22 protein-coding genes and 3 pseudogenes are annotated in these 25,225 nt (G+C 62.2%); 7 read left to right on the top strand and 18 right to left on the bottom strand.

Features of this window, described 5'->3' with window-relative positions:
- Position 1: 1 nt before the first annotated feature.
- The 12 genes and pseudogenes from H4I97_RS00405 to sdhC form a co-directional block, all read right to left on the bottom strand.
- Positions 2 to 643 carry a LysE family transporter gene (locus tag H4I97_RS00405; RefSeq protein ID WP_182307495.1) on the bottom strand — a complete coding sequence of 214 codons (642 nt, stop codon included), beginning with the start codon at positions 641 to 643 and terminating at the stop codon, positions 2 to 4.
- Between the two features lie 167 nt (positions 644 to 810).
- Complete coding sequence (odhB, locus tag H4I97_RS00400) at positions 811 to 2,040, bottom strand: 2-oxoglutarate dehydrogenase complex dihydrolipoyllysine-residue succinyltransferase (RefSeq protein ID WP_182306023.1); 1,230 nt, start codon at positions 2,038 to 2,040, stop codon at positions 811 to 813.
- Positions 2,041 to 2,056: 16 nt separating this feature from the next.
- Positions 2,057 to 5,086 (bottom strand): 2-oxoglutarate dehydrogenase E1 component, encoded by a 3,030-nt coding sequence (locus H4I97_RS00395; RefSeq protein WP_182306022.1) that lies wholly within the window; start codon positions 5,084 to 5,086, stop codon positions 2,057 to 2,059.
- A 164-nt stretch (positions 5,087 to 5,250) separates the two neighbouring features.
- The gene (sucD, locus tag H4I97_RS00390) at positions 5,251 to 6,153 is read right to left on the bottom strand and encodes a succinate--CoA ligase subunit alpha (protein WP_182306021.1); all 903 of its coding nucleotides are present in this window, start codon (positions 6,151 to 6,153) and stop codon (positions 5,251 to 5,253) included.
- 17 nt (positions 6,154 to 6,170) lie between these two features.
- Positions 6,171 to 7,364, bottom strand: a complete 1,194-nt coding sequence (gene sucC / locus H4I97_RS00385) for an ADP-forming succinate--CoA ligase subunit beta (RefSeq protein WP_182306020.1) — start codon at positions 7,362 to 7,364, stop codon at positions 6,171 to 6,173.
- A gap of 31 nt (positions 7,365 to 7,395) precedes the next feature.
- A complete protein-coding gene (gene mdh / locus H4I97_RS00380) occupies positions 7,396 to 8,358 on the bottom strand; it encodes a malate dehydrogenase (RefSeq protein WP_182306019.1) in 963 nt (320 codons plus the stop codon).
- Positions 8,359 to 8,536: 178 nt separating this feature from the next.
- A pseudogene (zapE, locus tag H4I97_RS00375) lies at positions 8,537 to 9,699 on the bottom strand (cell division protein ZapE).
- Between the two features lie 50 nt (positions 9,700 to 9,749).
- Positions 9,750 to 10,271 (bottom strand): protease inhibitor Inh/omp19 family protein, encoded by a 522-nt coding sequence (locus H4I97_RS00370; protein ID WP_182306018.1) that lies wholly within the window; start codon positions 10,269 to 10,271, stop codon positions 9,750 to 9,752.
- A 203-nt stretch (positions 10,272 to 10,474) separates the two neighbouring features.
- Positions 10,475 to 11,254: a succinate dehydrogenase iron-sulfur subunit gene (locus H4I97_RS00365; protein WP_182306017.1), complete on the bottom strand. Its 780-nt coding sequence runs from the start codon at positions 11,252 to 11,254 to the stop codon at positions 10,475 to 10,477.
- A gap of 17 nt (positions 11,255 to 11,271) precedes the next feature.
- Positions 11,272 to 13,116: a succinate dehydrogenase flavoprotein subunit gene (sdhA, locus tag H4I97_RS00360; RefSeq protein WP_182306016.1), complete on the bottom strand. Its 1,845-nt coding sequence runs from the start codon at positions 13,114 to 13,116 to the stop codon at positions 11,272 to 11,274.
- Between the two features lie 6 nt (positions 13,117 to 13,122).
- On the bottom strand, positions 13,123 to 13,503 hold the full coding sequence (gene sdhD / locus H4I97_RS00355) for a succinate dehydrogenase, hydrophobic membrane anchor protein (RefSeq protein ID WP_182306015.1): 381 nt from the start codon (positions 13,501 to 13,503) through the stop codon (positions 13,123 to 13,125).
- A gap of 10 nt (positions 13,504 to 13,513) precedes the next feature.
- Positions 13,514 to 13,909: a succinate dehydrogenase, cytochrome b556 subunit gene (gene sdhC / locus H4I97_RS00350; RefSeq protein WP_182306014.1), complete on the bottom strand. Its 396-nt coding sequence runs from the start codon at positions 13,907 to 13,909 to the stop codon at positions 13,514 to 13,516.
- A 300-nt stretch (positions 13,910 to 14,209) separates the two neighbouring features.
- Between sdhC and H4I97_RS00345 the strand changes: the two genes are divergently transcribed.
- Positions 14,210 to 14,560 (top strand): hypothetical protein, encoded by a 351-nt coding sequence (locus H4I97_RS00345; RefSeq protein WP_182306013.1) that lies wholly within the window; start codon positions 14,210 to 14,212, stop codon positions 14,558 to 14,560.
- A gap of 17 nt (positions 14,561 to 14,577) precedes the next feature.
- Here the strand turns inward: H4I97_RS00345 and H4I97_RS00340 are convergent, their stop codons facing one another.
- Genes H4I97_RS00340 through tsaD form a run of 5 tightly spaced genes read right to left on the bottom strand, consistent with a single transcriptional unit; the run spans position 14,578 to position 18,076 of the window.
- Positions 14,578 to 15,225: a class I SAM-dependent methyltransferase gene (locus H4I97_RS00340; protein WP_182306012.1), complete on the bottom strand. Its 648-nt coding sequence runs from the start codon at positions 15,223 to 15,225 to the stop codon at positions 14,578 to 14,580.
- An 8-nt stretch (positions 15,226 to 15,233) separates the two neighbouring features.
- Positions 15,234 to 15,665, bottom strand: coding sequence for an EVE domain-containing protein (locus H4I97_RS00335; protein WP_182306011.1), 432 nt, complete (start codon positions 15,663 to 15,665; stop codon positions 15,234 to 15,236).
- 6 nt (positions 15,666 to 15,671) lie between these two features.
- A complete protein-coding gene (locus H4I97_RS00330; RefSeq protein WP_182306010.1) occupies positions 15,672 to 15,965 on the bottom strand; it encodes a YciI-like protein in 294 nt (97 codons plus the stop codon).
- Between the two features lie 27 nt (positions 15,966 to 15,992).
- Positions 15,993 to 16,982: an NAD(P)H-dependent glycerol-3-phosphate dehydrogenase gene (locus H4I97_RS00325; RefSeq protein ID WP_182306009.1), complete on the bottom strand. Its 990-nt coding sequence runs from the start codon at positions 16,980 to 16,982 to the stop codon at positions 15,993 to 15,995.
- Positions 16,979 to 18,076 carry a tRNA (adenosine(37)-N6)-threonylcarbamoyltransferase complex transferase subunit TsaD gene (gene tsaD / locus H4I97_RS00320; protein WP_182306008.1) on the bottom strand — a complete coding sequence of 366 codons (1,098 nt, stop codon included), beginning with the start codon at positions 18,074 to 18,076 and terminating at the stop codon, positions 16,979 to 16,981. Before tsaD ends, H4I97_RS00325 begins: the two co-directional genes overlap by 4 nt.
- A 72-nt stretch (positions 18,077 to 18,148) precedes the next feature.
- Here tsaD and hemC point away from each other — a divergent pair, with 72 nt between their 5' ends.
- The 6 genes and pseudogenes from hemC to H4I97_RS00290 all read left to right on the top strand — a co-directional run bounded on the left by hemC (position 18,149) and on the right by H4I97_RS00290 (position 23,914).
- A complete protein-coding gene (gene hemC / locus H4I97_RS00315; RefSeq protein WP_182306007.1) occupies positions 18,149 to 19,078 on the top strand; it encodes a hydroxymethylbilane synthase in 930 nt (309 codons plus the stop codon).
- A 4-nt stretch (positions 19,079 to 19,082) separates the two neighbouring features.
- On the top strand, positions 19,083 to 19,817 hold the full coding sequence (locus tag H4I97_RS00310) for a uroporphyrinogen-III synthase (protein WP_182306006.1): 735 nt from the start codon (positions 19,083 to 19,085) through the stop codon (positions 19,815 to 19,817).
- Positions 19,818 to 19,896: 79 nt separating this feature from the next.
- A pseudogene (locus H4I97_RS00305) lies at positions 19,897 to 21,128 on the top strand (COG4223 family protein).
- Between the two features lie 10 nt (positions 21,129 to 21,138).
- On the top strand, positions 21,139 to 22,707 hold the full coding sequence (locus H4I97_RS00300; RefSeq protein ID WP_182306005.1) for a heme biosynthesis protein HemY: 1,569 nt from the start codon (positions 21,139 to 21,141) through the stop codon (positions 22,705 to 22,707).
- A 10-nt stretch (positions 22,708 to 22,717) separates the two neighbouring features.
- A complete protein-coding gene (locus tag H4I97_RS00295) occupies positions 22,718 to 23,194 on the top strand; it encodes a tellurite resistance TerB family protein (RefSeq protein WP_182306004.1) in 477 nt (158 codons plus the stop codon).
- Positions 23,184 to 23,914, top strand: a pseudogene (locus H4I97_RS00290) (glutamine amidotransferase). Before H4I97_RS00295 ends, H4I97_RS00290 begins: the two are co-directional and overlap by 11 nt.
- On the opposite strand, the gene H4I97_RS00285 reads toward H4I97_RS00290, so the two are convergent.
- Positions 23,899 to 25,146 (bottom strand): MFS transporter, encoded by a 1,248-nt coding sequence (locus H4I97_RS00285; protein WP_182306003.1) that lies wholly within the window; start codon positions 25,144 to 25,146, stop codon positions 23,899 to 23,901. The pseudogene H4I97_RS00290 and the gene H4I97_RS00285 sit on opposite strands and share 16 nt — an antisense overlap.
- Between the last annotated feature and the right edge of the window lie 79 nt (positions 25,147 to 25,225).

Here is a 25,225-nt window from a genome sequence, read left to right as displayed (position 1 = left end):
CTCAGCTCGCCTTCGCTGCCGCAAGCTTCAGCCCGAAGGCGATGAAGACAAGGCCCGAGGCTCTATTGATCCATTTGCTCGCCCGGGAAAACGCTGCGCGTATCCGCGGTGTGGTCATGAAGAAGGAGACGCCGACGAACCAGGCGATCAGGCAGGCCGCCATGACGAAGCCGTAGCCGAACTTCACCAGCCCCGGCGTCTCGTGGCTGACGACCGCCGAAAAGATCGAAAGAAAGAAGAACACGGCCTTCGGATTGAGCGCGTTTGCCATGAAGCCGAGACCGAACGCCTTTATTCTCGACTGCCGCCTTTCGGTGTCCGCCTCCGTCGCCTCTGCCGGGCCGACACTCGCCTCGCCGGCGCGCAGGGCCTGCACGCCGATATAGACGAGATAGGCGACGCCGCACCACTTGATGATGTTGAAGAGCAGAATGGATTTGGAAATGATCAGGCCGAGGCCGAGGATCGTGTAGGTGACGTGGAACATCAGAGATACGCCGATGCCGAAGCTGGTGATGATGGCCGCCCGCCGGCCATGTACCAACGACTGGCGGATCACCATCGCGAGGTCCGCACCCGGAGAGACGATGGCAAAGGAGAAGATCGCCATCAGCGAGAGGAGCTCTAGAACGTAGTGCTGCATCATCGAAAGGAACTCCGCATCTGGAAAACGTCACTGCGACTCTAGCAACAGGCGATCCACTGCGACACCCCGGCTGAAGATCGTTACGTCACTCCGCCGAACTGGCTGCGAAGCAGGGCGGCCACCCATGGAAACAACGGGGCGCCGCCGGCGCCCCGTTTGAATCTTTAGAGATCGAGAACGAGGCGCTCCGGATCCTCCAGGCTTTCCTTGACGCGGACGAGGAAGGTCACCGCTTCCTTGCCATCGACGATGCGGTGATCGTAGGAAAGCGCCAGATACATCATCGGGCGGATGACGACCTGACCGCCGATGGCGACCGGACGCTCCTGGATCTTGTGCATGCCGAGAATGCCCGACTGCGGCGCATTCAGGATCGGCGAGGACATCAGTGAGCCGTAGACGCCACCGTTGGAGATCGTGAAGGTGCCGCCCTGCATGTCGGCCATGGAGAGCGCGCCATCACGCGCGGCCTTGCCGAGGCGGCCGATTTCCTTCTCGATTTCGGCGATTGACATCTGGTCGGCGTCGCGCACGATCGGCACGACGAGGCCCTTGTCTGTGCCGACGGCGACGCCGATATGGGCGTAATTCTTGTAGATGATGTCAGTGCCGTCGATCTCGGCATTGACCGCCGGCAACTCCTTGAGCGCGTGCGTGACGGCCTTGGTGAAGAAGCCCATGAAGCCGAGCTTCACGCCATGCTTCTTCTCGAAGATGTCCTTGTAGCGATTGCGCAGGTCCATCACCGCCTTCATGTCCACCTCGTTGTAGGTGGTGAGCATGGCTGCGGTGTTCTGCGCATCTTTCAGGCGGCGCGCGATGGTCTGGCGCAGGCGGGTCATCTTGACGCGTTCCTCACGGCCGGCATCTTCCGCAGCCGACGGGGCACGCGGGGCTGCCGGGGTCGAAGCGGCGGCAGGAGCGGAAACGCCCTTCGCGACCGCGGCGATGACATCGCCCTTCAGGATCTGGCCGCGCTTGCCGCTGCCTTCGACCTGGTCAGCCGAGAGATTACTTTCGGCGAGCATCTTGGCGGCAGCCGGTGCCGCCGGCATCGAGGAGACCGAGGCCGCAGGAGCGGCAGCGGCCGGAGCAGCGCTCGACGCTGCAGCGGGGGCAGCGGCCGGAGCGGAAGCAGCGGGAGCTGCACCAGCAGCACCTTCGGCGATCTGCCCGAGAAGTGCGCCGAGACCAACCGTTTCGCCGTTGGCAGCGACGATCTCCGTGAGGACGCCGGACGCCGGAGCCGGCACTTCGACGGTTACCTTGTCGGTTTCGAGTTCGACGAGCGGCTCGTCGGCCTTCACGGTATCGCCAACCTTCTTGAACCAGGTGCCGACCGTGGCTTCACTGACGGATTCGCCCAGGGTGGGGACTCGGATTTCTGTGGCCATGATTTAATTCCGTTGATCAGTTATCGGTTTCTGTCGAATGGGTCGGTTGAGCCTGGGGAGCGTTAGCCCCCAGCGCGTCCTCGAGGAATGCTTCGAGCTGTGCCAGGTGCTTCGACATGAGGCCGGTCGCCGGCGAGGCAGCTGCAGGGCGCCCGGTGTAGCGGACACGCTGGTACTTGGCGTCGATATGAGCAAGCACCCATTCCAGATACGGATCGATGAACGACCACGCACCCATGTTTTTCGGCTCTTCCTGGCACCAGACCATTTCCGCGTTCCGGAAGCGCGACAACTCGTTGATGAGAGCCTTGGCCGGGAATGGATAGAGCTGCTCGACGCGCAGAAGATAGATGTCGTCGATGCCGCGCTTCTCGCGCTCTTCGAGCAGGTCGTAGTAGACCTTGCCCGTGCACATGACGACCCGCCGGACCTTGTTGTCCTTCTGCAGCTTGATCGGGCCGTCCTTGACGACTTCCGCATCGTCCCACAGCAGACGGTGGAACGACGACTCGCCAGCCATTTCCGACAGCGACGAAACCGCACGCTTGTGGCGCAGCAACGACTTCGGCGTCATCAGGATCAGCGGCTTGCGGAAGTCGCGCTTCATCTGACGGCGCAGGATGTGGAAGTAGTTCGCCGGCGTCGTGCAGTTGGCGACCTGCATGTTGTCTTCCGCACAAAGCTGCAGGAAACGTTCCAGACGGGCGGACGAATGTTCCGGCCCCTGCCCTTCGTAGCCATGCGGCAGAAGGCAGACGAGGCCGGACATGCGGAGCCACTTGCGTTCGCCGGAGGAGATGAACTGGTCGAAGACGACCTGGGCGCCGTTGGCGAAGTCGCCGAACTGCGCTTCCCAGAGCGTCAGAGCATTCGGGCGGGCAAGCGAGTAGCCGTATTCGAAGCCGAGCACCGCCTCTTCCGAAAGCATCGAGTTGATGACTTCGTAACGTGCCTGGGTCGGCGACAGATTGGCGAGCGGAATGTAACGTTCTTCCGTCTCCTGATCGTAGAGCACCGAATGACGTTGCGAGAACGTTCCGCGTTCGCAGTCCTGGCCCGAGAGACGGATCTTGTGCCCGTCGAGGCAGAGCGACCCGAAGGCGAACGCTTCGGCCATCGCCCAGTCGATCCCTTCGCCGGTTTCGACCATCTGCGCCCGGTTGTCCATGAAGCGCTGGATGGTGCGATGCGCCTTGAAACCTTCCGGGATCGTCGAAAGCTTGCGCCCGAGCTCCTTCAGCGCCTTCATCGGAACCGAGGTCTTGCCGCGGCGCTGTTCGTCGGCGTTGTCAGCCGTCCTCAGGCCCGACCAGACACCGTCCAGCCAGTCGGCCTTGTTCGGCTTGTAGGCCTGGCCCGCCTCGAACTCCTGTTCGAGATGCGCGCGCCAGTCGGCTTTCATCTTCTCGAATTCGCCTTCGGTGATAAGCCCTTCCGCGATCAGTCGCTCTGCGTAGAGCTGTACGACCGTCTTGTGGGCCCGGATCGCCTTGTACATCTTCGGCTGGGTGAACGCCGGCTCGTCGCCTTCGTTGTGACCGAAGCGGCGGTAACAGAACATGTCGACCACGACCGGCTTGTGGAACTTCATGCGGAATTCGGTAGCGACCTTTGCCGCATAGACCACCGCTTCCGGATCGTCGCCGTTCACGTGGAAGATCGGCGCCTCGATCATCTTGGCGACGTCGGACGGATACGGCGACGATCGCGAGAAGGCCGGGTTGGTCGTAAAGCCGATCTGGTTGTTGATGATGAAGTGCATGGTACCGGCGACGCGGTGACCACGCAGGCCGGAAAGACCGAGGATTTCCGCGACGACGCCCTGGCCGGCGAAGGCCGCGTCGCCGTGCAGCAACAACGGAAGAACCTTTGACCGCTCCCTGAGCGGGATGATGTCGCCCTCCCAGACCTTGGCGAGCTGATCCTGCTTGGCGCGGGCCTTGCCCATAACGACCGGGTTGACGATCTCGAGATGCGACGGGTTGGCGGTCAGCGACAGGTGCACCTTGTTGCCGTCGAACTCACGGTCGGAAGACGCGCCGAGGTGATACTTCACGTCGCCGGAGCCTTCGACTTCGTCGGGCTTGAACGAGCCGCCCTTGAATTCGTGGAAGACCGCGCGGTGCGGCTTGCCCATCACGTTGGTGAGAACGTTCAGGCGGCCGCGGTGGGCCATGCCGAAAACGATTTCCTCGAGCCCGTCCTGTCCGCCTCGCTTGATGATCTGCTCAAGCGCCGGAATGAGGGACTCGCCGCCGTCGAGGCCGAAACGCTTCGTGCCCTTGTATTTGACGTCGATGAACTGTTCGAAGCCTTCCGCCTCGATCAGCTTGGAAAGGATAGCCTTCTTGCCGTTTTCCGTGAACTCGACGCCCTTGTTCGGGCCCTCGATGCGCTCCTGGATCCACGCCTTCTCTTCCGGATTGGAGATGTGCATGAATTCGACGCCGAGCGTCGAGCAATAGGTCCGCTTCAGGATATCGAGCATTTCCGGGATCGTGGCGTATTCCAGACCCAGGACGTTGTCGATGAAGATCTTCCGGCTGTAATCGGCTTCCGTAAAGCCGTAGGCTGCTGGCGAAAGTTCGTTATAGTCGTCAACCGGAGCTGCAAGGCCGAGCGGATCGAGGTTCGCGTGGAGGTGGCCGCGCATGCGGTAGGCGCGGATCATCATGATGGCACGAACGGAATCCCGTGTCGCCTGCATGATTTCGGCTTCGCTGAGCGGCGTTCCGGAGGCTGCAGCCTTCGCCTTGACCTTGGTTTCGATGGCCTTCTCGGCAAGGCCCCAATTGCCGTCGAGTGCGGATACGAGTTCGCCGTTCGCAGAGATCGGCCAATTCTTGCGCTGCCAGGAGGCCCCGGCTGCGGCCTTCTTCACGTCCTCGGGCTTGTCGTCCAGCGCCTTGAAGAAGGACTGCCATTCGGCCGGCACAGAGGCCGGATCGTCCTCGTAACGCGCATAGAGCTGCTCAATATAGGCTGCATTCGATCCGTCAAGGAACGACGTGATCAGAAACTGCTCGTTGGCTTCTTGCCTTGCCATACTGTTCGCGGGCTTTCGCACCCGCCTCCCACTTGTGGTGATGGCCGGAAACCGGCCCGCTGCTTGCCACTCCCGATGCGATCCGCACGCGCAGTGACCGAAATGCAGGATCCGGGCAAGGGATTCCTAGCTCTCCCTTTGCCCGGCCTATTGTCTTAGATAGGTCAGCCCTTCAGGACTTCGACCAGAGTCTTGCCAAGACGTGCCGGCGACGGCGACACCTTGATGCCCGCAGCTTCCATAGCGGCGATCTTCGATTCCGCGTCACCCTTGCCGCCGGAAACAACCGCACCGGCGTGGCCCATGGTGCGGCCCTTCGGCGCCGTCCGGCCGGCGATGAAGCCTGCCATCGGCTTCTTGCGACCCTTCTTGGCTTCGTCGATCAGGAACTGGGCGGCATCCTCTTCGGCTGAGCCGCCGATTTCACCGATCATGATGATCGACGTCGTGGCCTCGTCGGCGAGGAACATTTCCAGGACATCGATGAACTCGGTGCCCTTGACCGGATCGCCGCCGATGCCGACAGCCGTCGTCTGGCCGAGACCTTCGTTGGAGGTCTGGAACACGGCCTCATAGGTCAGCGTGCCGGAGCGCGAAACGATACCGACCGAACCCTTGCGGAAGATCGAGCCCGGCATGATGCCGATCTTGCACTCTTCCGGGGTCAGGATGCCCGGGCAGTTGGGACCGAGCAGGCGCGACTTCGACTTGTCGAGCCTAGCCTTGACCCGCACCATGTCCATGACCGGGATACCCTCGGTGATGCAGGTGATGAACGGGACCTCGGCGTCGATCGCCTCGATGATCGCGTCGGCGGCGCCTGCCGGCGGAACGTAGATCACGGTCGCGTCAGCGCCGGTCTTTTCCTTACCTTCGGCAACGGTCGCGAAGATCGGCAGCGTTTCGCCCTTGGAACCGGTCCAGGTTTCTCCACCCTTCTTCGGATGGATACCGCCGACCATCTGCGTGCCGTAATACGCCAGCGCCTGTTCGGTGTGGAAGGTACCGGTCTTGCCGGTCAGGCCCTGTACGAGGACCTTGGTGTTCTTGTTTACGAGAATGGACATATGTTCCGGTCCTTCAATTAGCCGTTGATCGCCGCGACGATCTTCTTGGCAGCGTCGTCCAGATCGTCGGCTGCGGTGATCGCGAGGCCGGATTCGTTCAGGAGCTTCTTGCCAAGTTCGACATTGGTGCCTTCGAGGCGCACGACGAGCGGTACCTTCAGGCCGACTTCCTTCACTGCGGCGATCACGCCTTCAGCGATGACGTCGCACTTCATGATGCCGCCGAAGATGTTGACGAGGATGCCCTCGACCTTCGGGTCGGCTGTGATGATCTTGAAAGCGGCTGCCACCTTCTCCTTGCCGGCACCGCCGCCGACGTCGCAGAAATTGGCGGGCTCGGCGCCGTAGAGCTTGATGATGTCCATCGTCGCCATGGCGAGACCGGCACCGTTGACCATGCAGCCGATGTTGCCGTCGAGCGCAACGTAGGCGAGATCCCACTTGGAGGCCTCGATTTCCTTCGCATCTTCCTCGGTTTCGTCGCGCAGGGCGCGGACGTCGTCATGACGGAACAGCGCGTTGCCGTCGAAGGAGACCTTGGCGTCGAGGACGCGCAGGTGGCCGTTCTTCATGACGATCAGCGGGTTGATCTCGAGGAGAGACATGTCCTTCTCGTCGAAGGCCTTGTAGAGCGCCGGGAACAGCGACTTGGCGTCTTCGGCGGCAGCACCTTCGAGTTCGAGCGCCTTGCAGATCTTGGCGATGTCATCGGCCGTTACGCCGGCTTCCGGGTCGATCGCGATCGTGTGGATCTTCTCCGGCGTGTCGTGTGCAACCGCCTCGATGTCCATGCCGCCTTCGGTCGACACGACGAAGGCGACGCGGCCGACCGAACGGTCGACCAGCAGCGAGCAGTAGAGCTCGCGGGCAATATCGGCGCCGTCCTCGATATAGAGGCGGTTGACCTGCTTGCCGGCTTCGCCTGTCTGGGCTGTCACCAGCGTGTTGCCGAACATTTCCTTGGCATGCGCCTTGGCTTCGTCGATCGAGAAGGCGAGGCGAACGCCGCCCTTGGCATCAGGGCCAAGTTCCTTGAACTTGCCCTTGCCGCGGCCACCCGCATGGATCTGGCTCTTGACCACGTAGAGCGGGCCGGGAAGCTGCTTTGCTGCGGCCTCGGCTTCTTCCGCAGAGAAGATCGCAACGCCTTCGGCAACCGGTGCGCCGTAGCCCTTCAGAAGAGCCTTGGCCTGATATTCATGAATGTTCATCGTCTTGTCCCTGTTTGATGGGTCGCGGCGGTTACTTCAGCGCCGGGGCGATATTGATGCAGGCTTCGCAGAGACCGGCGACGGCGCCGACGGACTTCTGGAAGGCTTCCTCTTCCGCCTTGTTGAGGTCGATCTCGATGACGCGCTCGACGCCACCTGCACCGATGACGGTCGGCACGCCGACATACATGTCCTTGACGCCGTACTGGCCGGAGAGATGAGCCGCGCAAGGCAGAACGCGCTTCTTGTCCTTGAGGTAGGACTCGGCCATTTCGATCGCCGAAGCGGCCGGTGCATAATAGGCAGAACCGGTCTTCAGCAGGCCGACGATTTCGGCGCCGCCGTCACGGGTGCGCTGGATGATTTCTTCGAGGCGCTCCTTGGTGACCCAGCCCATCTTGACGAGATCGGTGAGCGGAATGCCGGCAACGGTCGAGTAGCGGGCGAGCGGCACCATGCTGTCGCCGTGGCCACCGAGAACAAAGGCGGTGACGTCCTGGACCGAAACGTTGAATTCTTCGGAGAGGAAGTGGCGGAAGCGCGCGCTGTCGAGCACGCCGGCCATGCCGACGACCATGTTCTTCGGCAGGCCCGAGAACTTCTGCAGAGCCCAGACCATGGCATCGAGCGGGTTGGTGATGCAGATGACGAAGGCGTTCGGCGCGTACTTCTTGATGCCTGCCCCGACCTGCTCCATGACCTTCAGGTTGATACCGAGCAGATCGTCGCGGCTCATGCCCGGCTTGCGGGCGACGCCTGCGGTCACGATGCAGACGTCCGCACCTTCAATCGCGGCGTAATCGCTGGCACCCGTGAGCTTGGCATTGAAGCCCTCAACCGGCGCGGACTCCGCAATGTCCAGCCCCTTGCCCTGAGGAACACCGTCGGCAATGTCGAACAGGACGATATCGCCCAGTTCCTTGAGGCCGGCGAGATGCGCCAGCGTGCCACCGATCATTCCAGAACCGATAAGTGCGATCTTTTTGCGCGCCATTGAAGAGCTTCCTTCTAGATCCAAAACCCGGGCAGACATTGGCTTTATGCCGACCGTTGCGTCAGATCGCATAGACAAAACGGATAAAAACCGCAACCGATTATTTTGGAGACAGGATTTTCAATCGGTTAGATCATTATTTTCTTACGTAAACGTAAGAATTTTCGACCTACAATCGTCACATTCCCTGGCGCTGACGCTTGTGCAGCGCAAGGTAGTCGGCGCTCCGCATTTCGAAAAGTCGTGAAACAGTGCGGTCGAACTCAAAACCTTCTGTCCCCTTTCGCACTGGCAGAAGCTCCTCGGGGCGGCCGCGGCAGACACGAACAATCGCACCGACTGATCGTAGAGAGCGTCAATTAAAATGATGAAGCGCTTTGTTTCGTTCCGTTTCTCCGGACCGAGAAGCGGAACATGCTCGAGGAAGAGGGTGTCAAACCTCCTCGCAATCTCGAGATAGTCCGACGCGCCGAGCGGCTTTTCACAAAGGTCGGCAAAGGTGAACCGAGCCATCCTGCCGGCGGCACAAGGGATGTGGATCGAGCGCCCGTTTCTCTCGATTACCGCCGGTCCCTCGGATGTGCCTATAGCGAGGCTGTGCCAGGCCGCGTTCATGGCGAGATCGGCACGCTCGTCGAGCGGCGTCAGGTAGACCGGCAGGTGCTGGTTCTTTTCCATCCGGTAGTCGGTCGGCGAGTCCAGGCTGACGACATCGACATGTCGTTTGAGGAGTGCGACGAAGGGAAGGAAGAGACCGCGGTTGAGCCCGTCCCGGTAGAGGTTGTCCGGCTCAACGTTCGAGGTGGCCACAAGGATGCAGCCCCGCGAGAAGAGCTCAGTGAAAAGCCGCGACAGGATCATCGCATCCGCGATATCGGTGACGGTGAACTCATCGAAGCAGAGCAGTTCCGCTTCCTCGCGCAACGCGGCCGCCACCGGAGGAACCGGATCGGCCTGCCGCGTCTCTCCGTTCTTCAGTTTCACGCGATGCGCATGGATACGTGCGTGGACGTCGGCCATGAACTCGTGAAAATGCGCGCGACGCTTCTTCTCCAAAGGGGCAAACTTGAAGAAGAGGTCCATGAGCATCGTCTTGCCGCGCCCGACGCTCCCATGGACGTAAAGACCGCGCCGCATGCCGACGGGCTTCTTCTTGCGGGCGAACATCCAGCCGAGCGCGCTCGACTTTGCCGCAGGGCGCTGTTGCCTCAGGTCGAACAGGATGTTGTCGAGAGACTGCGCAACTTCCATCTGGGCGGAGTCGGCCTGTAACAAGCCGGCGGCGGCCTGCGAGCGCAGGTGCTCGCAGACACTGTGCGCATAATCGGGAATGGGCTGCATCGGAAGCTCCGAGCGGGAACGAGGAAGGCTGGACCCGCTCCAGATTAGGACTAACGGCTGAGGCTGACCGGCTGACCGTTGTTCGTCGTTCCGTCGAAACGGGTATCCGCCGTCTTGTAGAGACGTCCGATCACATTGCCGCTGCGATCCTTAAGAACGACCTGCTTGCCTTCAACCTCCCAGGATCCCATCGTCGTCAACGGACCTGCGCAGCCTCGGGTTCCTCCGCGCGAACCCGAACCGAGATTGGTGAGCGTCAGGAACATGTCGCAAGATGCGCCCGCATTCGTAACGCGCCAGTTGCCAACCATCGATTCCTTGGTGACGTCGAGAGCGGTCGCGGGCGCCGCAGCAGCGACCGACGTCGGCGCGCCGGCGGGGGCTGCGGGGAACTGCGAAGGATCGGTTGCCCCGCCGGGCGGCGGAAGCTGCCCCGACTGTACCGACGGCACCGGCTGGGCCTGCAACGGTGGCAGCGATGACGAGCTATCGAGGCCGCTGTAAGAGGTCCGCTGGCAGCCAGCCAGCGAAAGCACGACAGCAACACCCGTCGCGGCATATTTGAATTTCATATCGATACTCCGTTCATCCGCTTCATTGGGTCAATCGCGCAGGAACACGGCGGAATTATCGCCAACGAACCTTTCAAATCAAGTTGGCACTCAAATATTACGATCCATTCACTTCTGCAACCGGGCGTCGGCCGATGCCGAATACGTGAACGGGCCGCATCCTGTCGGCTGCGACCCGTTCAAAGCACATATATCGGCACCGATCAGACGCGGCGCTCGACCATCATCTTCTTGATCTCGGCGATTGCCTTCGCCGGATTGAGCCCCTTCGGGCAGGTCTGCGCACAATTCATGATCGTGTGACAGCGATAGAGCCGGAAGGGATCTTCCAGGTTGTCGAGACGCTCGCCGGTCGCTTCATCGCGGCTGTCGATCAGCCAGCGATAGGCCTGCAGGAGGACGGCCGGACCGAGATAACGGTCCCCGTTCCACCAGTAGCTCGGACAGGAGGTCGAGCAGCAGGCGCACAGAATGCACTCGTAGAGACCATCGAGCTTCAGGCGGTCTTCGTGGCTCTGCCTCCACTCCTTCGCCGGCGGAGGCGAGACGGTCTTCAGCCAAGGCTCGATCGAGCGATGCTGGGCATAGAAGTTGGTCAGATCCGGCACGAGGTCCTTGACGACCGGCATGTGCGGCAGCGGATAAACCTTCACCGTGCCGCCGATCTCATCCATGCCCTTTGTGCAGGCAAGGGTGTTGGTGCCGTCGATGTTCATCGCGCACGAGCCGCAGATGCCTTCGCGGCAGGAGCGGCGGAGCGTCAGCGTCGGATCGATGTTGTTCTTGATGTACAGCAGACCATCGAGAACCATCGGGCCGCAGTTATCGACGTCGATATAGTAGGTATCGATGCGCGGGTTTTCTCCGTCGTCCGGATTCCAGCGGTAGATTCGATACTCCCGCAGGTTCTTGGCGCCCTCCGGCTTCGGCCAGACTTTGCCTTCAGTGATCTGCGAGTTCTTGGGAAGAGCGAGTTCAACCATGTCCTGTTCCTCTCAGATCAGTAGACGCGCGCCTTCGGCGCGATCTTCTGCGGATCGATGCCATCGGCGATGAGGTCGGTGTGCACCGGACGGTAATCCAGCTTGACGTCGCCCGCTTCGCTCACCCATGCCAGCGTATGTTTGCGCCAGTTGACATCGTCACGTCCGCCGAGCGGACCGGTCGCATAGTCCTCGCGAGCGTGCGAACCACGGCTCTCCTTGCGCGCTTCGGCGCCGTGGACGGTCGTGATCGCATTGGCCATCAGATTGTGGAGTTCCAGCGTTTCGACCAGATCGGAGTTCCAGACCATGGAGCGGTCGGTGACCTTGATGTCCTGCAACTCGCCCTTCCAGATCGCCGAGATGCGGCGGCAACCGGATTCCAGTGCTTCCTGCGTGCGGAACACGGCGGCGTCTTCCTGCATGGCGCGCTGCATCTTGTCGCGAGCGACCGCCGTCGGCGTAGCGCCGGAGGCGAAGCGAACGCGGTCGAAGCGCTCCATGATCTTGTCGCAGGCGGCGGTATTGAGGGCCGGGACCGGCTCGGACTTGTCGATGACCTGACCGGCGCGGATCGCGGCCGCACGGCCGAAGACCACGAGGTCGATCAGCGAGTTCGAGCCGAGGCGGTTCGCGCCGTGAACCGAGGCACAGCCCGCTTCGCCAACGGCCATCAGGCCGGGCGCGACACGTTCCGGGTTCTGGCTGTCAGCGTTCAGGACTTCGCCCCAATAATTCGTCGGAATGCCGCCCATGTTATAGTGAACGGTCGGCAGGACCGGGATCGGCTCGCGGGTCACGTCGACGCCGGCGAAGATTTTCGCGCTCTCGGAAATGCCCGGCAGGCGCTCGTGCAGAACGGCCGGATCGAGATGGTCAAGATGCAGGTAGATGTGGTCCTTGTTCTTGCCCACGCCGCGGCCTTCGCGGATTTCCAGCGTCATGCAGCGGGAGACGACGTCGCGGGAGGCAAGGTCCTTCGCCGACGGCGCATAACGCTCCATGAAGCGCTCGCCCTCGGAGTTGACGAGGTAACCGCCTTCACCGCGCGCACCTTCCGTGATCAGGCAGCCCGCGCCGTAGATACCGGTCGGGTGGAATTGTACGAACTCCATGTCCTGGAGCGGCAGGCCAGCGCGTGCGATCATACCGCCGCCGTCGCCCGTGCAGGTATGTGCGGACGTTGCCGAGAAATAGGCGCGGCCGTAACCGCCGGTGGCCAGTACGACCATCTTGGCGGCAAAGCGGTGAATGGTACCGTCATCGAGGTTCCAGGCGACCACGCCCGTGCAACGGCCGTCATCGGACATGATGAGGTCGAGGGCGAAGTACTCGATGAAGAATTCCGCATTGTTGCGCAGCGACTGCCCGTAAAGGGTGTGCAGGATGGCGTGGCCGGTACGGTCTGCGGCCGCACAGGTGCGCTGCACCGGCGGGCCTTCGCCGTAGTTCTGCATGTGGCCACCGAACGGGCGCTGGTAGATTTTGCCTTCCTCGTTGCGCGAGAAGGGCACGCCGTAGTGCTCGAGTTCATAGACGGCCTTCGGCGCTTCCATGGCGAGATACTGCATGGCGTCGACGTCGCCGAGCCAGTCGGATCCCTTGACGGTGTCGTAGAGATGCCACTGCCAGCAATCGGGCGTCATGTTGGTCAGCGAGGCAGCAATGCCACCCTGCGCTGCGACCGTATGCGAGCGGGTCGGGAAGACCTTGGTGATGCAAGCGGTCTTGAAGCCCTGTTCCGCCATGCCGAGCGTCGCGCGAAGACCGGCGCCGCCGGCGCCGACAACGATCACGTCATAGGAATGATCGACGTACTTGTATGCCTTGCCGCCTTGGGCGGGAGAACTGTTCGGTGCCATGATGAATTATCCTACGAATGCGATCTTCAAGATGGCGAAAAGACAGAGGCCGCCGACGAAAACCGCAAAAAACGTGTTGAGCATCAGAAGGATGATTTTCATGCCTTCAGCGTGGACATAGTCCTCGATGATCACCTGCATGCCCAGCCGCATGTGGATGAGACTGTTGATCACCGTCAAAGCCATGATCACCGCAACGACGGGGTTCGACAGTGCGCCGACGACTTCGGCATAGGGAGCCCCGTTATAGGCGACGAGGAAGAGGATGAAGAAAACAAGGAGCGGAATTCCGGCAACCGACGTCAGGCGCTGGCGCCAGAAATGCGTGGTTCCGTCCTTCGCGGAGCCGAGGCCCCGAACCTTGCTGAGTGGAGTGCGCATATCCATGTCGTTCACCTCAGAAGCGGACCATGTAGCCGATGACCCAGATCACGAGGGTGAGAAGGATCGAGCCGATGAGATTTGCCTTGGCGAGTTTGGTCGAAAAACTCTTTTCGAAACCATAGCCCATGTCCCAGAGCAGGTGGCGAAGACCGCCGAGCATGTGATGAACGAGCGCCCAGGTGTAGCCGAACAGGATCAGGCGACCGAGGAGCGTACCCATGAACCAGCTCACCCACTCGAAGTATGTTGCGCCGGAAGAGGCTGCAATCAGCCACCAAGCGACGAGGAGTGTGCCGAAATAGAGTGCACCACCGGTGATACGATGCAGGATCGACATCACCATGGTCGGAATCGGCTTGTAGATTTGCAGATGCGGCGACAACGGCCGCTTGTTTGTCACATTCGCCATCTGAACCTCGCGGCGTTCTAATGCGGTCCTGATCAGGACTGTCCCCAGCGCCATGCAACCGGCTGCTGCAGTGCATTGCGTCAGGGCGACGTTTACTCACCAGAGGGCGGCACGACAAGCACAATTGCGGCCTGCATGGATTTTAATCGATTCGGACGAACGAGAACTTAGACCTTGGTCGCACGAACGTCGACACGTTCTCTCAAAGAGTGAAAAGCAGGGTGAGGGATGACTTTGGTACGATTTTGCGCCATGGTGCCGTTAAGCATTTCTTAACGCCTCGAGTCACCGGAGAACACCATGAAGACGCTGAAGGGAACGGGCGCCATTGTCGCGACGGCGATGCTTGCCTTTTCGGCGGGAGAACTTGAGGCGCACGACCGACACCAGCCAAACCCGGGCGTCGTCGCCGGCTCCGGCCTTCCATCGGTATTGCCCGGCATCGGAACATATGCGGGGGATGTTTCCGCGCTGCGCATCCGTGGAAACGGAATTTACTTCATGGTCGGGCACTCGACCTATAGGCCGGTCCCGCTCCGTCTCGCTCCGAAAGCGCTCATCATCGACGTGAACGCGAAGGTCACCGCGGACAACAAGTCCTTGGAAAGCGCCTGTCGTTATGAAGCCGGCGTCTGCGTGATCAGACCCTGAGCAGCACACGCTCGCCCTCAGGACGTAAATCGCCAGACTGTCGTGTTCTTGATCTCGCTGTCTTCGAGCGCCCTCGTCACCGGCACCCGGTACGAGGCAAGCGCCGCCAACCGCTCCTTTGGCAGGTAGCTTCGCCCGGGATCTCCGACCAGCACCTCGACACCCTCCCCTGCAAGGCGATCGAACCAGGGAATTAGCGCCGCCGCAAAGCCGCTGTCATAGAAGACGTCGCCGGCAAGGACGACGTCAGTCTCCAGCGTCTCGCCGATCAGGTTCCTTCCGCAGAATTCGATCGCGACGCCGTTTGCTTCCGCGTTCAGGCGGATCGCTGTTTCCGCCCAGGGATCGATATCGGCCGCGACGACACTTCTCGCGCCGGCGAGCTTGGCGGCGATCGCCACAAGCCCCGACCCACTTGCAGAGTCGAGGACGCGTTTCCCGGCGACGGTTTGCGGATGGTCCAGCACGTAACGGGCAAGCCCCTGCCCTCCCGCCCAGGCAAAGGCCCAGAAGGGCGGCGGCAGGCCGATCTCTTCGAGCTCCTCCTCGGTTTTGAGCCAAAGGTCGTGGACCTCGCTCGCAAGTCGCAGTCGGACTTCGGGCACGTGTGGCGGCGCCATCAGCGACGTGTTGGCGCGGATGAAGCGCTCCGGGTCAGTTTTCAACGAAAGCCTCAGCGCGGCGGGTCGTCGAGTTCGCCCATCCGGCAGACTTCGAGGTATTCCTCCTCGGTCACCGGTTGGACGGAAAGACGCATCGACGTCACCAGCGACATCTTCGAGAGTTTTTCGTTTGCCTTGATGTCCTTCAGCGAAACCGGCTTCGGCATGTCGGTGACGGCGCGGATGTCGACGCAATCCCAGCGGGGATCGCCTTCAGCCGTCGAATCGGGGTGCGAGAGAGCACACACCTCGACGATGCCGACGACCTCGAGCCCCTCGTTCGAGTGGTAGAAGAACCCCTTGTCGCCGATCTTCATGGCACGCATGTTGTTGCGTGCCAGATAGTTGCGCACACCGGTCCATTCTTCACCGATCTCGCCCTTGGCCTTCTGCATGTCCCACGACCACTTGAAGGGCTCGGATTTGAAGAGCCAGTAAGCCATCCGCCGTTATGCCTCCGGATTGTTGAAGACCCAGTTGTAGGCCTTGATCTCGACGGTTTCAAAGAGGCCCGCCGCAGCATAGGGGTCCTGTGCGGCAATGTTTTTCGCGCTTGTCACGTCATCCGCCGCCAGGAGCAGCATGGAGCCGCACGGCTTGCCATTGTCATCCAGGAAAGGTCCGCCAATCTTCAGAACACCTTCGGCATTCAGTCCGTTCAGCCATTCAAGATGCGCGGGGCGCGTTTCCATGCGGACATTGAGGTGGTTGGGCTTGTCGCGGCAAAGAACAGCAAAAAGCATCGACTACTCCTTCTTGGGGGACAGGTTCTATTCGGTGGTGATCGGACGGGTCATCAGTTGTTCGATGGCGGACGGAATATCGAGCTTGCCCTCGATGATTTCGGCAACCGCCGTGGTGATCGGCATGCTGATTCCATGCCCTTCGGCGAGGCGGGCAGCGACAGCCGCCGCAAACGCACCTTCGACAAGATCACCTCGCGCAAAATCCGGCGGTTCTCCCTTACCGAGGGATATGCCGAAACGCAGGTTGCGCGACTGATGACTGGTGGCAGTCAACACGAGATCGCCGAGGCCCGAAAGCCCCTGGACGGTGCTGCCGCGGCCACCGAGCGCCTCTACGAGGCGCGACATTTCAGCGAGCCCCCGCGCAATCAATGCCGCGCGGGCGGAGTCACCGAGCCCCATCCCTTCGACGATGCCACAAGCAATGGCGAGTACGTTCTTGAGCGCCCCGCCAAGCTGAACCCCTGTTCGGTCGGAAGATGCGTATAGCCGAAAGGTTCGCCCGGAAATGGCGTAAGCCAACCGCTCTGCATCGGCAAGATCCGCCGCGGCGATCGCCATAGCCGTCGGCAGCCCCCGGGCGATATCGGCGGCAAAACCCGGACCTGAGAGAACCGCAACCGGATGATGCGGCAGAACCGCTTCCAGCACCTCGGTGAGCAACCGTGACGTGGCGCGGTCGATACCCTTGGCGCAGGTCACCACCGCTGATTCGGGAGCAAGATAGGGCCCGTATTGGGCGGCAGCATCAGCCTGCGCCTGCGACGGCATCGCGAAGAGTACGGTTTCGGCTCCCGCGAGGATCTCAGGTTCAGCCGAGTATTGGAGTGCATCGGGCAGATGGATGCCGGGCAAAGCCGCGTTGTGCATACCGTCGGCACGCAGATCCGCCATCAGGGACGGATCGCGTCCGAGGAGCGTTACCTCAGATCTTCCTTCGAGCGCGATGACCGCAGCAAGTGCGGTTCCGAACGCTCCCGCTCCGACGACGACGATCCGGTGCACGTCACTCATGCCTTTGCCCCACGCTTTCCATGGCCGATCCGCACCTCTGCGCTGCTGTCGAGCGGCCAACGCGACCGCGGCTGCACATCCAGCGGATCAGCGGCAAAGCCGGCAGCCATGCGTTCGAGCCCGGCCCACGCGATCATCGCGGCGTTGTCGGTACAGAGCCGAAGCGGAGGTGCCACGAAGCGGAAGCCGTGCCGCTCGCAAAGGGTCTGCAACGTGCGGCGTAGTTCCTGGTTTGCCGCGACCCCGCCTGCGACGACAAGCGCAGGTGGGTGGCCGAGAGCCGGAAATTCAGCGGAAAAGCGCGCAAGGCCGCGACCGATGCGATCATCGAGTGTGCGCGAGATGGCCCGCTGGAACGAGGCACAGATATCCGAAATGTCTTGCTCGGCAACAGGTGCGATTGCTTCCGCAGCCTGGCGCACGGCCGTCTTCAGGCCGGAAAAGGAGAAATCGAGCCGCCTCTCGCCGACCAGCGGCCGAGGAAAATCAAACCGCTTGGGATCGCCGGCCGCCGCCGCCTGCTCCACGGCGGGCCCGCCGGGATAAGGAAGGCCAAGCAGTTTCGCCGTCTTGTCAAAGGCTTCCCCCAGCGCGTCGTCGATCGTCGTGCCCCATCGCTCGTACTGTCCGACGCCGCGCACCAGGACGAGCTGGGTATGCCCTCCCGATACCAGCAGCATCAGATAGGGAAAGGAAAGCCCGTCGGTCAGCCTTGCGGTCAGTGCATGACCTTCGAGGTGGTTGATGGCATAGAGCGGCTTCGATAGTGCCCTTGCAATCGCCTTGCCGGTCATGAGGCCGACGATCAGGCCGCCGATGAGGCCGGGACCGGCGGTTGCCGCAACGGCGTCGATGTCGCCGAGAGCGGTGCCGGTGCGCGCCAGGGCCTCCTCGATCAACGTATCGAGCGCTTCGACATGCGCACGCGCAGCGATCTCCGGCACGACACCGCCATAGGCGCTGTGTTCGTCGAGTTGGCTCAGCACGACGTCGGCGGCAATCTCGCCACGCCCGTCGTCGTGACGCAGAACGATGGACGCCGCCGTCTCGTCACAGCTGGTTTCGATGCCGAGGATGCGAAGAAAGGAACCCATGAAACTGATCGTTAATTGCGGTGGCCGGGAAACCCGTTTACGAGGAACGTCGGTAACAACGGATGAAATCGGATGCAAACAAAACCTTTCCGAATCGGAACCCGGGGCAGTCCGCTTGCGCTCGCTCAGGCCCATGAAACTCGCAAACGATTGATGGAAGCGCATGGCCTGCCGGAGGAAATGTTCGAGATCGTCATCCTCTCGACACAGGGTGACAGGATTCAGGACCGCGCTCTGGCAGCCATCGGCGGCAAGGGCCTCTTCACTGCAGAACTTGAAGAACAGCTCGCCGACGGTCGGCTCGATTTCGCAGTGCATTCGTCGAAGGACATGCCGACCCTGCTGCCGCAGGGTCTCCATATCTCGGCCTTCCTGCCGCGCGAGGACGTGCGCGACGCGTTCGTCGGCAAGATCGCCCCGACTCTCATGGGTCTTCCATCAGGCGCGGTGGTCGGATCGGCCTCGCTCCGACGTCAGGCGCTGATCCGTCGCCTGCGTCCCGATCTCAACGTCACCATCTTTCGTGGCCAGGTCGACACGCGTCTGCGCAAGCTCGCCGAAGGCGAAGCGGACGCGACACTGCTTGCCATGGCCGGATTGAACCGGCTCGGCAAGACCGATGTCGCAACCGAGGTCCTCGACCCGGAGAGTTTCCCGCCGGCTCCCGCACAAGGCGCGATCTGCATCGAAAGCCGGCTTGGCGACAAGCGGACGGACGACCTGATTTCCGCTATCAACGACCCGGTCACATGGACGGCCGTCACCTGTGAACGCGGCTTCCTTGCAACCCTTGACGGTTCCTGCCGGACACCCATCGCCGGGCTGGCAAAAGTCGAAGGCGGACATGTCGCCTTCCACGGCATGATTCTGACGCCGGATGGATCGCGCTTCCATGAAATCCGCGCCGAAGGCAAGGCAAGTGAAGCCGCCGCCATCGGACGCACCGCCGGCGAGACGATCCGGAGCAGAGCGGGCATCGGCTTTTTCGCCGACTGGACCTGACCCAATGCGCGTCCTCGTGACCCGGCCGCCGGAGGCAGGAGAAAAGACGGCCGCAAAGCTGCGGACGCGGGGTCACGAGCCTGTCCTCCTGCCATTGACTGCGCCAATCCGCCATCCGGAGGCGGCGCTTTCAGCGCTTGCCCTTCCGCATGCGGCAATCGCCATCACCAGCGCGGAGGCGATCCGAACACTCTCGGCGCTCACAGACTGCCTGGCGCCTTTCCTCGCCGACACGGTTTTCGCCGTCGGACCGTCTTCCGCTGACGCTGCACGGAGGTTGGGTTTCGCAAATGTCATCGCCGCCGGTGGAGATGGGGCCACTCTCGCCAGTTGTGTCAGCGCTCACTTTGGCGAGACGAGGCAGGGCGGTGCGCTCCTCTATCTAGCAGGATCTCCACGGTCACCCGTTTTCGAAGCACGTCTTGCGGAGTACGGCGTCCATGTCACGGTCGCGGAATGCTACGAGATGACACCCGTCGAGGGCGCGTCGACCGCGCTCCGGCACATCTTCGAGACCGAGCGGATCGACGTCGTACTTCTCTATTCGGCTGAGACGGCGAAGCGTTTTTTTGCCGCAGTGGAAGCCTCCGACACTGACGGGGTGCTCCGGGACATCCGCTTTTTTTGCATGAGCAGCAACGTATTCACCGCTGTTCCGGCCGAGTTCCGTGAAAAGGCATCCGTGGCGGCATCATCCGATGAAACGGCGCTTCTGGCGTTGCTGGAACCCCTCCCTTAGGCGCAAAATGGACATGAGCCCTTTCCATAAAGGCCGTCACTGACTAACTTCAAAGTACTGCACGGAAGAAGAGGTATCCATGGTTTCCGGAAAGCCGCCACGTCGCTCCAAATCCTCGAACGAACCGGTCACCATCGACCTGCAGGCAGAGGAAACCGCATCTGACGCCTCTTCGCCGGCCTCCGCTACAGAGAACCCGGAAGAACATGCGGCCGACGTCGAGGCCGAGGCGCGGGCGCCGGAGGAGGCGGAGACAGCGACTCGCACAGAGACCGAGGCCGGGCCGGTGACCGACACCGTCGAGACGGACAACACGAAATCCGAATCCATCCCCCCGAGGCACCACGTCAGCCGAAAGGGGCACCCACGATGGCAGCCGTTGCGGCTGCCGGCATTGTTGGTGGCCTCGTCGCCCTCGCCGCTGCCGGCAGCATGCAATATGCCGGCTATCTACCCGCCCTATCTCCCGCGTCGGGGCCTTCCACCACCGACCAGATGACCGAGCTCGCCGCTCTGAAAAATGAGGTTGAAGGCCTTCGATCCGCTGTTTCGCAAGGCCCGGACACGAAGAAGATCGAGGAGCGTCTGACGGCCCTTGAAGGTGCGGCGAGCCAGCCGACGCCGGCCATCGATACCGCCGCGCTCGATCAGGTCCGGGAGCAGCTGACAGGCTTGCAGAGCACGCTTGAGACCCTTCGGTCGAGTGGGGAAGCGACGACCGGCAGGCTTTCGGAGCTAGAGACGAGCCTCGACGGGCGCATCGCCGAAATCGAGAAGAAGATCGAAGAACCCCGGGACGATGTCGAAGTGGCCCGTGCGATCGCCGTGGCCGGACTGAAGGCTGCGGTTGATCGCGGAGGCACGTTCCTGACGGAACTAGACACCCTCGCCGGTGTTGCACCCGACGACCCGATCATCGGCTCGCTTCGGGACTATGCGCGCACGGGAGTTCCCTCGCGTGCGGAGCTCGTACGTCAGTTCCAGGATGTCGCAAGCGCCATCCTCTCGGCTGTCAATCAGCCGGACCCGAACCAGGGGTTGGCTGAGCGGCTGCTCTCAAGCGCACTCTCGGTCGTCAAGGTTCGTCCGGTCGGGAATGTGGAAGGCGACACGCCGGAAGCGATCGTCGCGCGCATGGAGGACAAGCTTCGAAACGGCGATCTCCAGGGCGCTTCGCTCGAATGGGACACCTTGCCGGAGACCGGCAAGGCCGCATCGGCTGATTTCGCCAAGGCGCTGAAATCGCGGATCGAGGTCGAGAAGCTGGTGGGCACCGCCATGACCGGCGCCGTCGGCGGCAACCGAGGCTGAGGAACGCGTGATGATCCGGACACTTCTTTTCATTCTCACCGTTCTCGCCCTCGGATTCGGCTTTGCCTGGCTCGCCGAGCGGCCAGGCTCCCTCTCGATCCTCTGGCAGGGTCAGCTGATCGAGATGAGTCTGACCGTTGCCGCGACCGTCGTCCTTGCGATGATCGTCGCGGTGATGCTGGCCTGGTGGGTCGTCCGCCTGCTCTGGACATCACCACACTCGGCGCGCCGCTTCTTCCGCGCGCGCAAGCGGGACCGCGGCTATCAGGCACTCTCCACCGGTCTCATTGCCGCGGGTGCCGGCAACGCATTGCTGGCCCACAAAATGAGCGCGCGTGCTCGCGGTCTTCTGCGAGCGGAGCAGGAGCCGCTGATCCTCGTTCTCGAAGCGCAGACGGCAGCGATCGAAGGCAGGCACGATGAAGCCCGTCGGCTCTATCAGCAGATGGCAGACGACCCCGAGACAAGAGAGCTCGGGCTCCACGGTCTCTATGCGGAAGCAAGTCGCCTCGGCGCGCATGAGGCCGCACGGCAATATGCGGAGACGGCCGCAGAGCAGGCGCCTTATCTGCCTTGGGCAGCCAAGGCCACCCTTGAATACCGTTGTCAGTCCGGCCAATGGGAGGACGCGATCCGCCTGCTCGACCAGCAGCGCGTGGCCCATGTTCTCGGCCGGCCGGAGGCTGACCGCCTGAAGGCGGTCCTGCTGACGGCCAGGGCCGAAGAGCAGCTCGAAGGTGATCCTGCCGGCGCCCGCGACAGCGCCGTGCATGCCCTGAAACTCGCGAAAGATCTCGTTCCTGCCGCCGTCGTTGCGGCGAAGGCCTATTTGCGCGAAGACAATGTGCGGAAGGCGTCGTCGATTCTCGAGCAGACATGGAAGGTCGCTCCGCATCCGGACATCGCCAGAACATATGTCCGGGCCCGGGGTGGGGACAGCACTGTCGATCGGCTGAAGCGTGCCGAAAGGCTGGACTCGTTGCGCCCCAACAATGTCGAAGGGCTCCTGATTGTCGCCGAGGCGGCTCTCGACGCCCAGGAATTCGCCAAGGCCCGTCTAAAGGCGGAAGAGGCGGCCCGCATGGACGCCCGCGAACGGGTTTATCTCTTGCTCGCCGATATCGAAGAGGCAGAAACCGGTGACCAGGGACGCGTACGCTACTGGATGGCCCAGGCACTGCGCGCCCCGCGTGACCCGGTCTGGATTGCAGACGGCCACATTTCGGAGAAATGGCTGCCTGTGTCGCCCCTGTCCGGTCGCCTCGACGCCTTCGAGTGGAAGGTTCCCTTCGATCAACTGGAAGGCCCGGTCGAGGAGGGCATCGTCTCGCGTGGGGACGCCGCAATCAATGCGCTTCCGCCGGTGAAGAAGGCTCAGTCCTCGACCGAGAAACGCGCGGTCGTCGAACAAGTCGAAAAGACAGACGTGTCGGCGTCACCCAAAACGCCCGCGGAACCGGTCCGCATGCCGGAGCCGGCCGAAACGGCCTCGCCCTTCTTCGGCCATCCTCCGGACGACCCGGGCGTGCGCGAGGGCCAGCGACCGGCCGACGACAAGAACCGCTTGCGCCTTTTCTGAAGGAAGACAGATGCTCGAACGCCTCCAGGCCTTTTTCCAGAACCTGACACAGGGCCGCGGCAATGATGCCATATCTCCCGACGACCCGCGGATAGCGGTCGCAGCCCTTTGCTTCCAGGTTATGGAAGCCGACGGCGTGGTCCACGAGGCGGAGCGGGAGAAACTCGAACAGTTGCTGAGGGATGAATACCGGCTGGACGACGCGGAACTCCAAGCTCTGCTGAAGGCGGGCCAGAGGGCCGAGAGCGAAGCCGTCGACTATTATCGCTTCACGTCCGACATCAAGCGGCATCTGGACGAGGAGCAGCGGCTTCAGCTGCTCGGTATTCTCTGGGACATCGTTTATGCCGATGGCAGCCGAAGCGAAATGGAAGATCACGTCGTATGGCGGATCGCCGATCTGCTCGGAGTCTCCGACCGTGATCGCGTGAGCCAGCGCCGCGAAGCGGTCATGCGCTCGACCCAGGGGAGCAAGGATGCTTCATGACCCCTTGAGATCACGGCAGAAGGCACCGGTCCTGCTCGTCCTCCATCAGGAGCGCTCGAGCGCGGGCCGGGTCGGCCAGATGCTGCTCGAGAAAGGTTATCCGCTCGACATCCGCAGACCGCCGCTCGGCGACCCGCTTCCAGAGACGCTGGCCGGACACTCCGGAGCCGTCATCTTCGGCGGGCCGATGAGCGCAAACGATCCTGACCAGTTCATTCGCGATGAAATCGACTGGATCGCCGTTCCGCTGAAGGAGAAGAAGCCGTTCCTCGGCATCTGTCTCGGCGCACAGATGATGGTCCGCAATCTTGGCGGAAAGGTCACCGCCGACCGGAACAGTCTGGTCGAGATCGGCTGGTATCCGATCCGTCCAACCGAGCACGGCCGCCTGCTCATGCGCTGGCCGCAAATGGTCTATCACTTCCACCGCGAAGGGTTCGACCTGCCGCATGGATGCGAACTGCTCGCCGAGGGTGACCTCTACCGCAATCAGGCGATCCGTTACGGCGAGCATGCCTGGGGCCTGCAGTTTCATGCGGAACTCACCCGCGCCATGATGCAGCGTTGGGTCGTCCATGGCGCCCATCGCTTCGTCATGCCGAACGCACAGCCCGGGCGCGACCATCTCGAAGGCCGCATGATCTTCGATGCCCCCTCAGGGCATGGCTCTCCGATTTCCTCGAGCTCGTCTTCGAGCGAAAGCCTCAGCGGGTATCCTGACGCATCGGCGCGTCGAGGCTGTCGATGCGTCGCAGTTGCGGGAAACCGCCAGCCCAAAGGATCGCCACAGCAAGCGTTCCCAGTCCACCAATCACGACAGCGGGCACGGCCCCGACCAGCGAGGCCATCGTGCCGGCACGGAACTCACCCAGCTCGTTGGAAGCGCCGACGAAGACCATATTGACCGCATTCACGCGGCCTCGCACGTCATCGGGCGTCCAGAGCGCGATCAGCGTCTCGCGGACATAGACCGACGCCATATCGGCGGCCCCCATCAGCATGAGCGCCAAAATGGAAATCCAGGCTGTTTCCGAGAGGCCGAAGATGATCGTGCCGACACCGAACAGTGCGACGCCTACGAACATGAACAGACCGGCATTGTGGCGTATCGGGAAGCCCGCGAGAACGATCGCGACGAGAATGGCGCCGATGCCGGGAGCCGCACGCAGCAGCCCGAGTCCCCACGGTCCAAGCACGAGGATATCACGCGCAAAGATTGGCATGAGGGCGACAGCGCCCCCGAGCAGCACCGCAAAGAGATCGAGCGAAATCGCGCCGAGAACGACTTTCTCGCTCCAGATGAAGCGGAATCCCGCAAGCACGGTCGTCCAGGTCACTGCCTTGTTGGAAATTCTCTGCGCCGGTCGCTCGACCAGGAAGACAAGAAGCGCTGCTGTTGAAAAGAACGCCAATGCGACCGAGTAGGCGACCACGGGGCTCACGCCGTAAAGCAGGCCGCCCGCGACCGGCCCGAGAATCGAAGCCGTCTGCCAGGACGTGGAGTTCCACGCCACCGCATTCGGCAGATCCTCCTCGGGGACGAGGTTGGGGGCCAGCGATTGCGTCGCCGGCGCATTGAACGCGCGCTCGATGCCGAAGACGACCAGGATTGCGAACACCAGAACCGGCGAAAAGGCATCCATCAGTGTGATTGCAAGAAAAGACGCGCCGCAAAGGGCGCTGACGATCATGCAGATCGCGACGATGGCCCGGCGGTTGTAACGGTCCGCGACTGAACCGGTCACAAGGATGAGAAGCAGCGCTGGCAGAAACTGGAAAAGACCGATCAATCCGAGATAGAAGGCGCTTTTCGTCTCGTCATACATCTGCCAGCCGACCGAGACGCTGAGAATCTGCGTCGCGAAGGCCGCGAGGAACCGCGAGAGGAAGAAGCGGAGATAGGAGGCATGCCTGAAGGCTGCGAAGCGGTCGCCGGACGGATGTGCGGACATGGTCGGGAAGCGATCCTTTCGGAAGGTGGGACTCGGCCGAAAAATCAGCGGGACCATTAAGCATGATTCCCCCTGTGTC

It is taken from the genome of Ciceribacter thiooxidans (assembly GCF_014126615.1).
Classification (GTDB): domain Bacteria; phylum Pseudomonadota; class Alphaproteobacteria; order Rhizobiales; family Rhizobiaceae; genus Allorhizobium; species Allorhizobium thiooxidans.
This window is presented reverse-complemented; position numbering and strand designations above follow the sequence as displayed.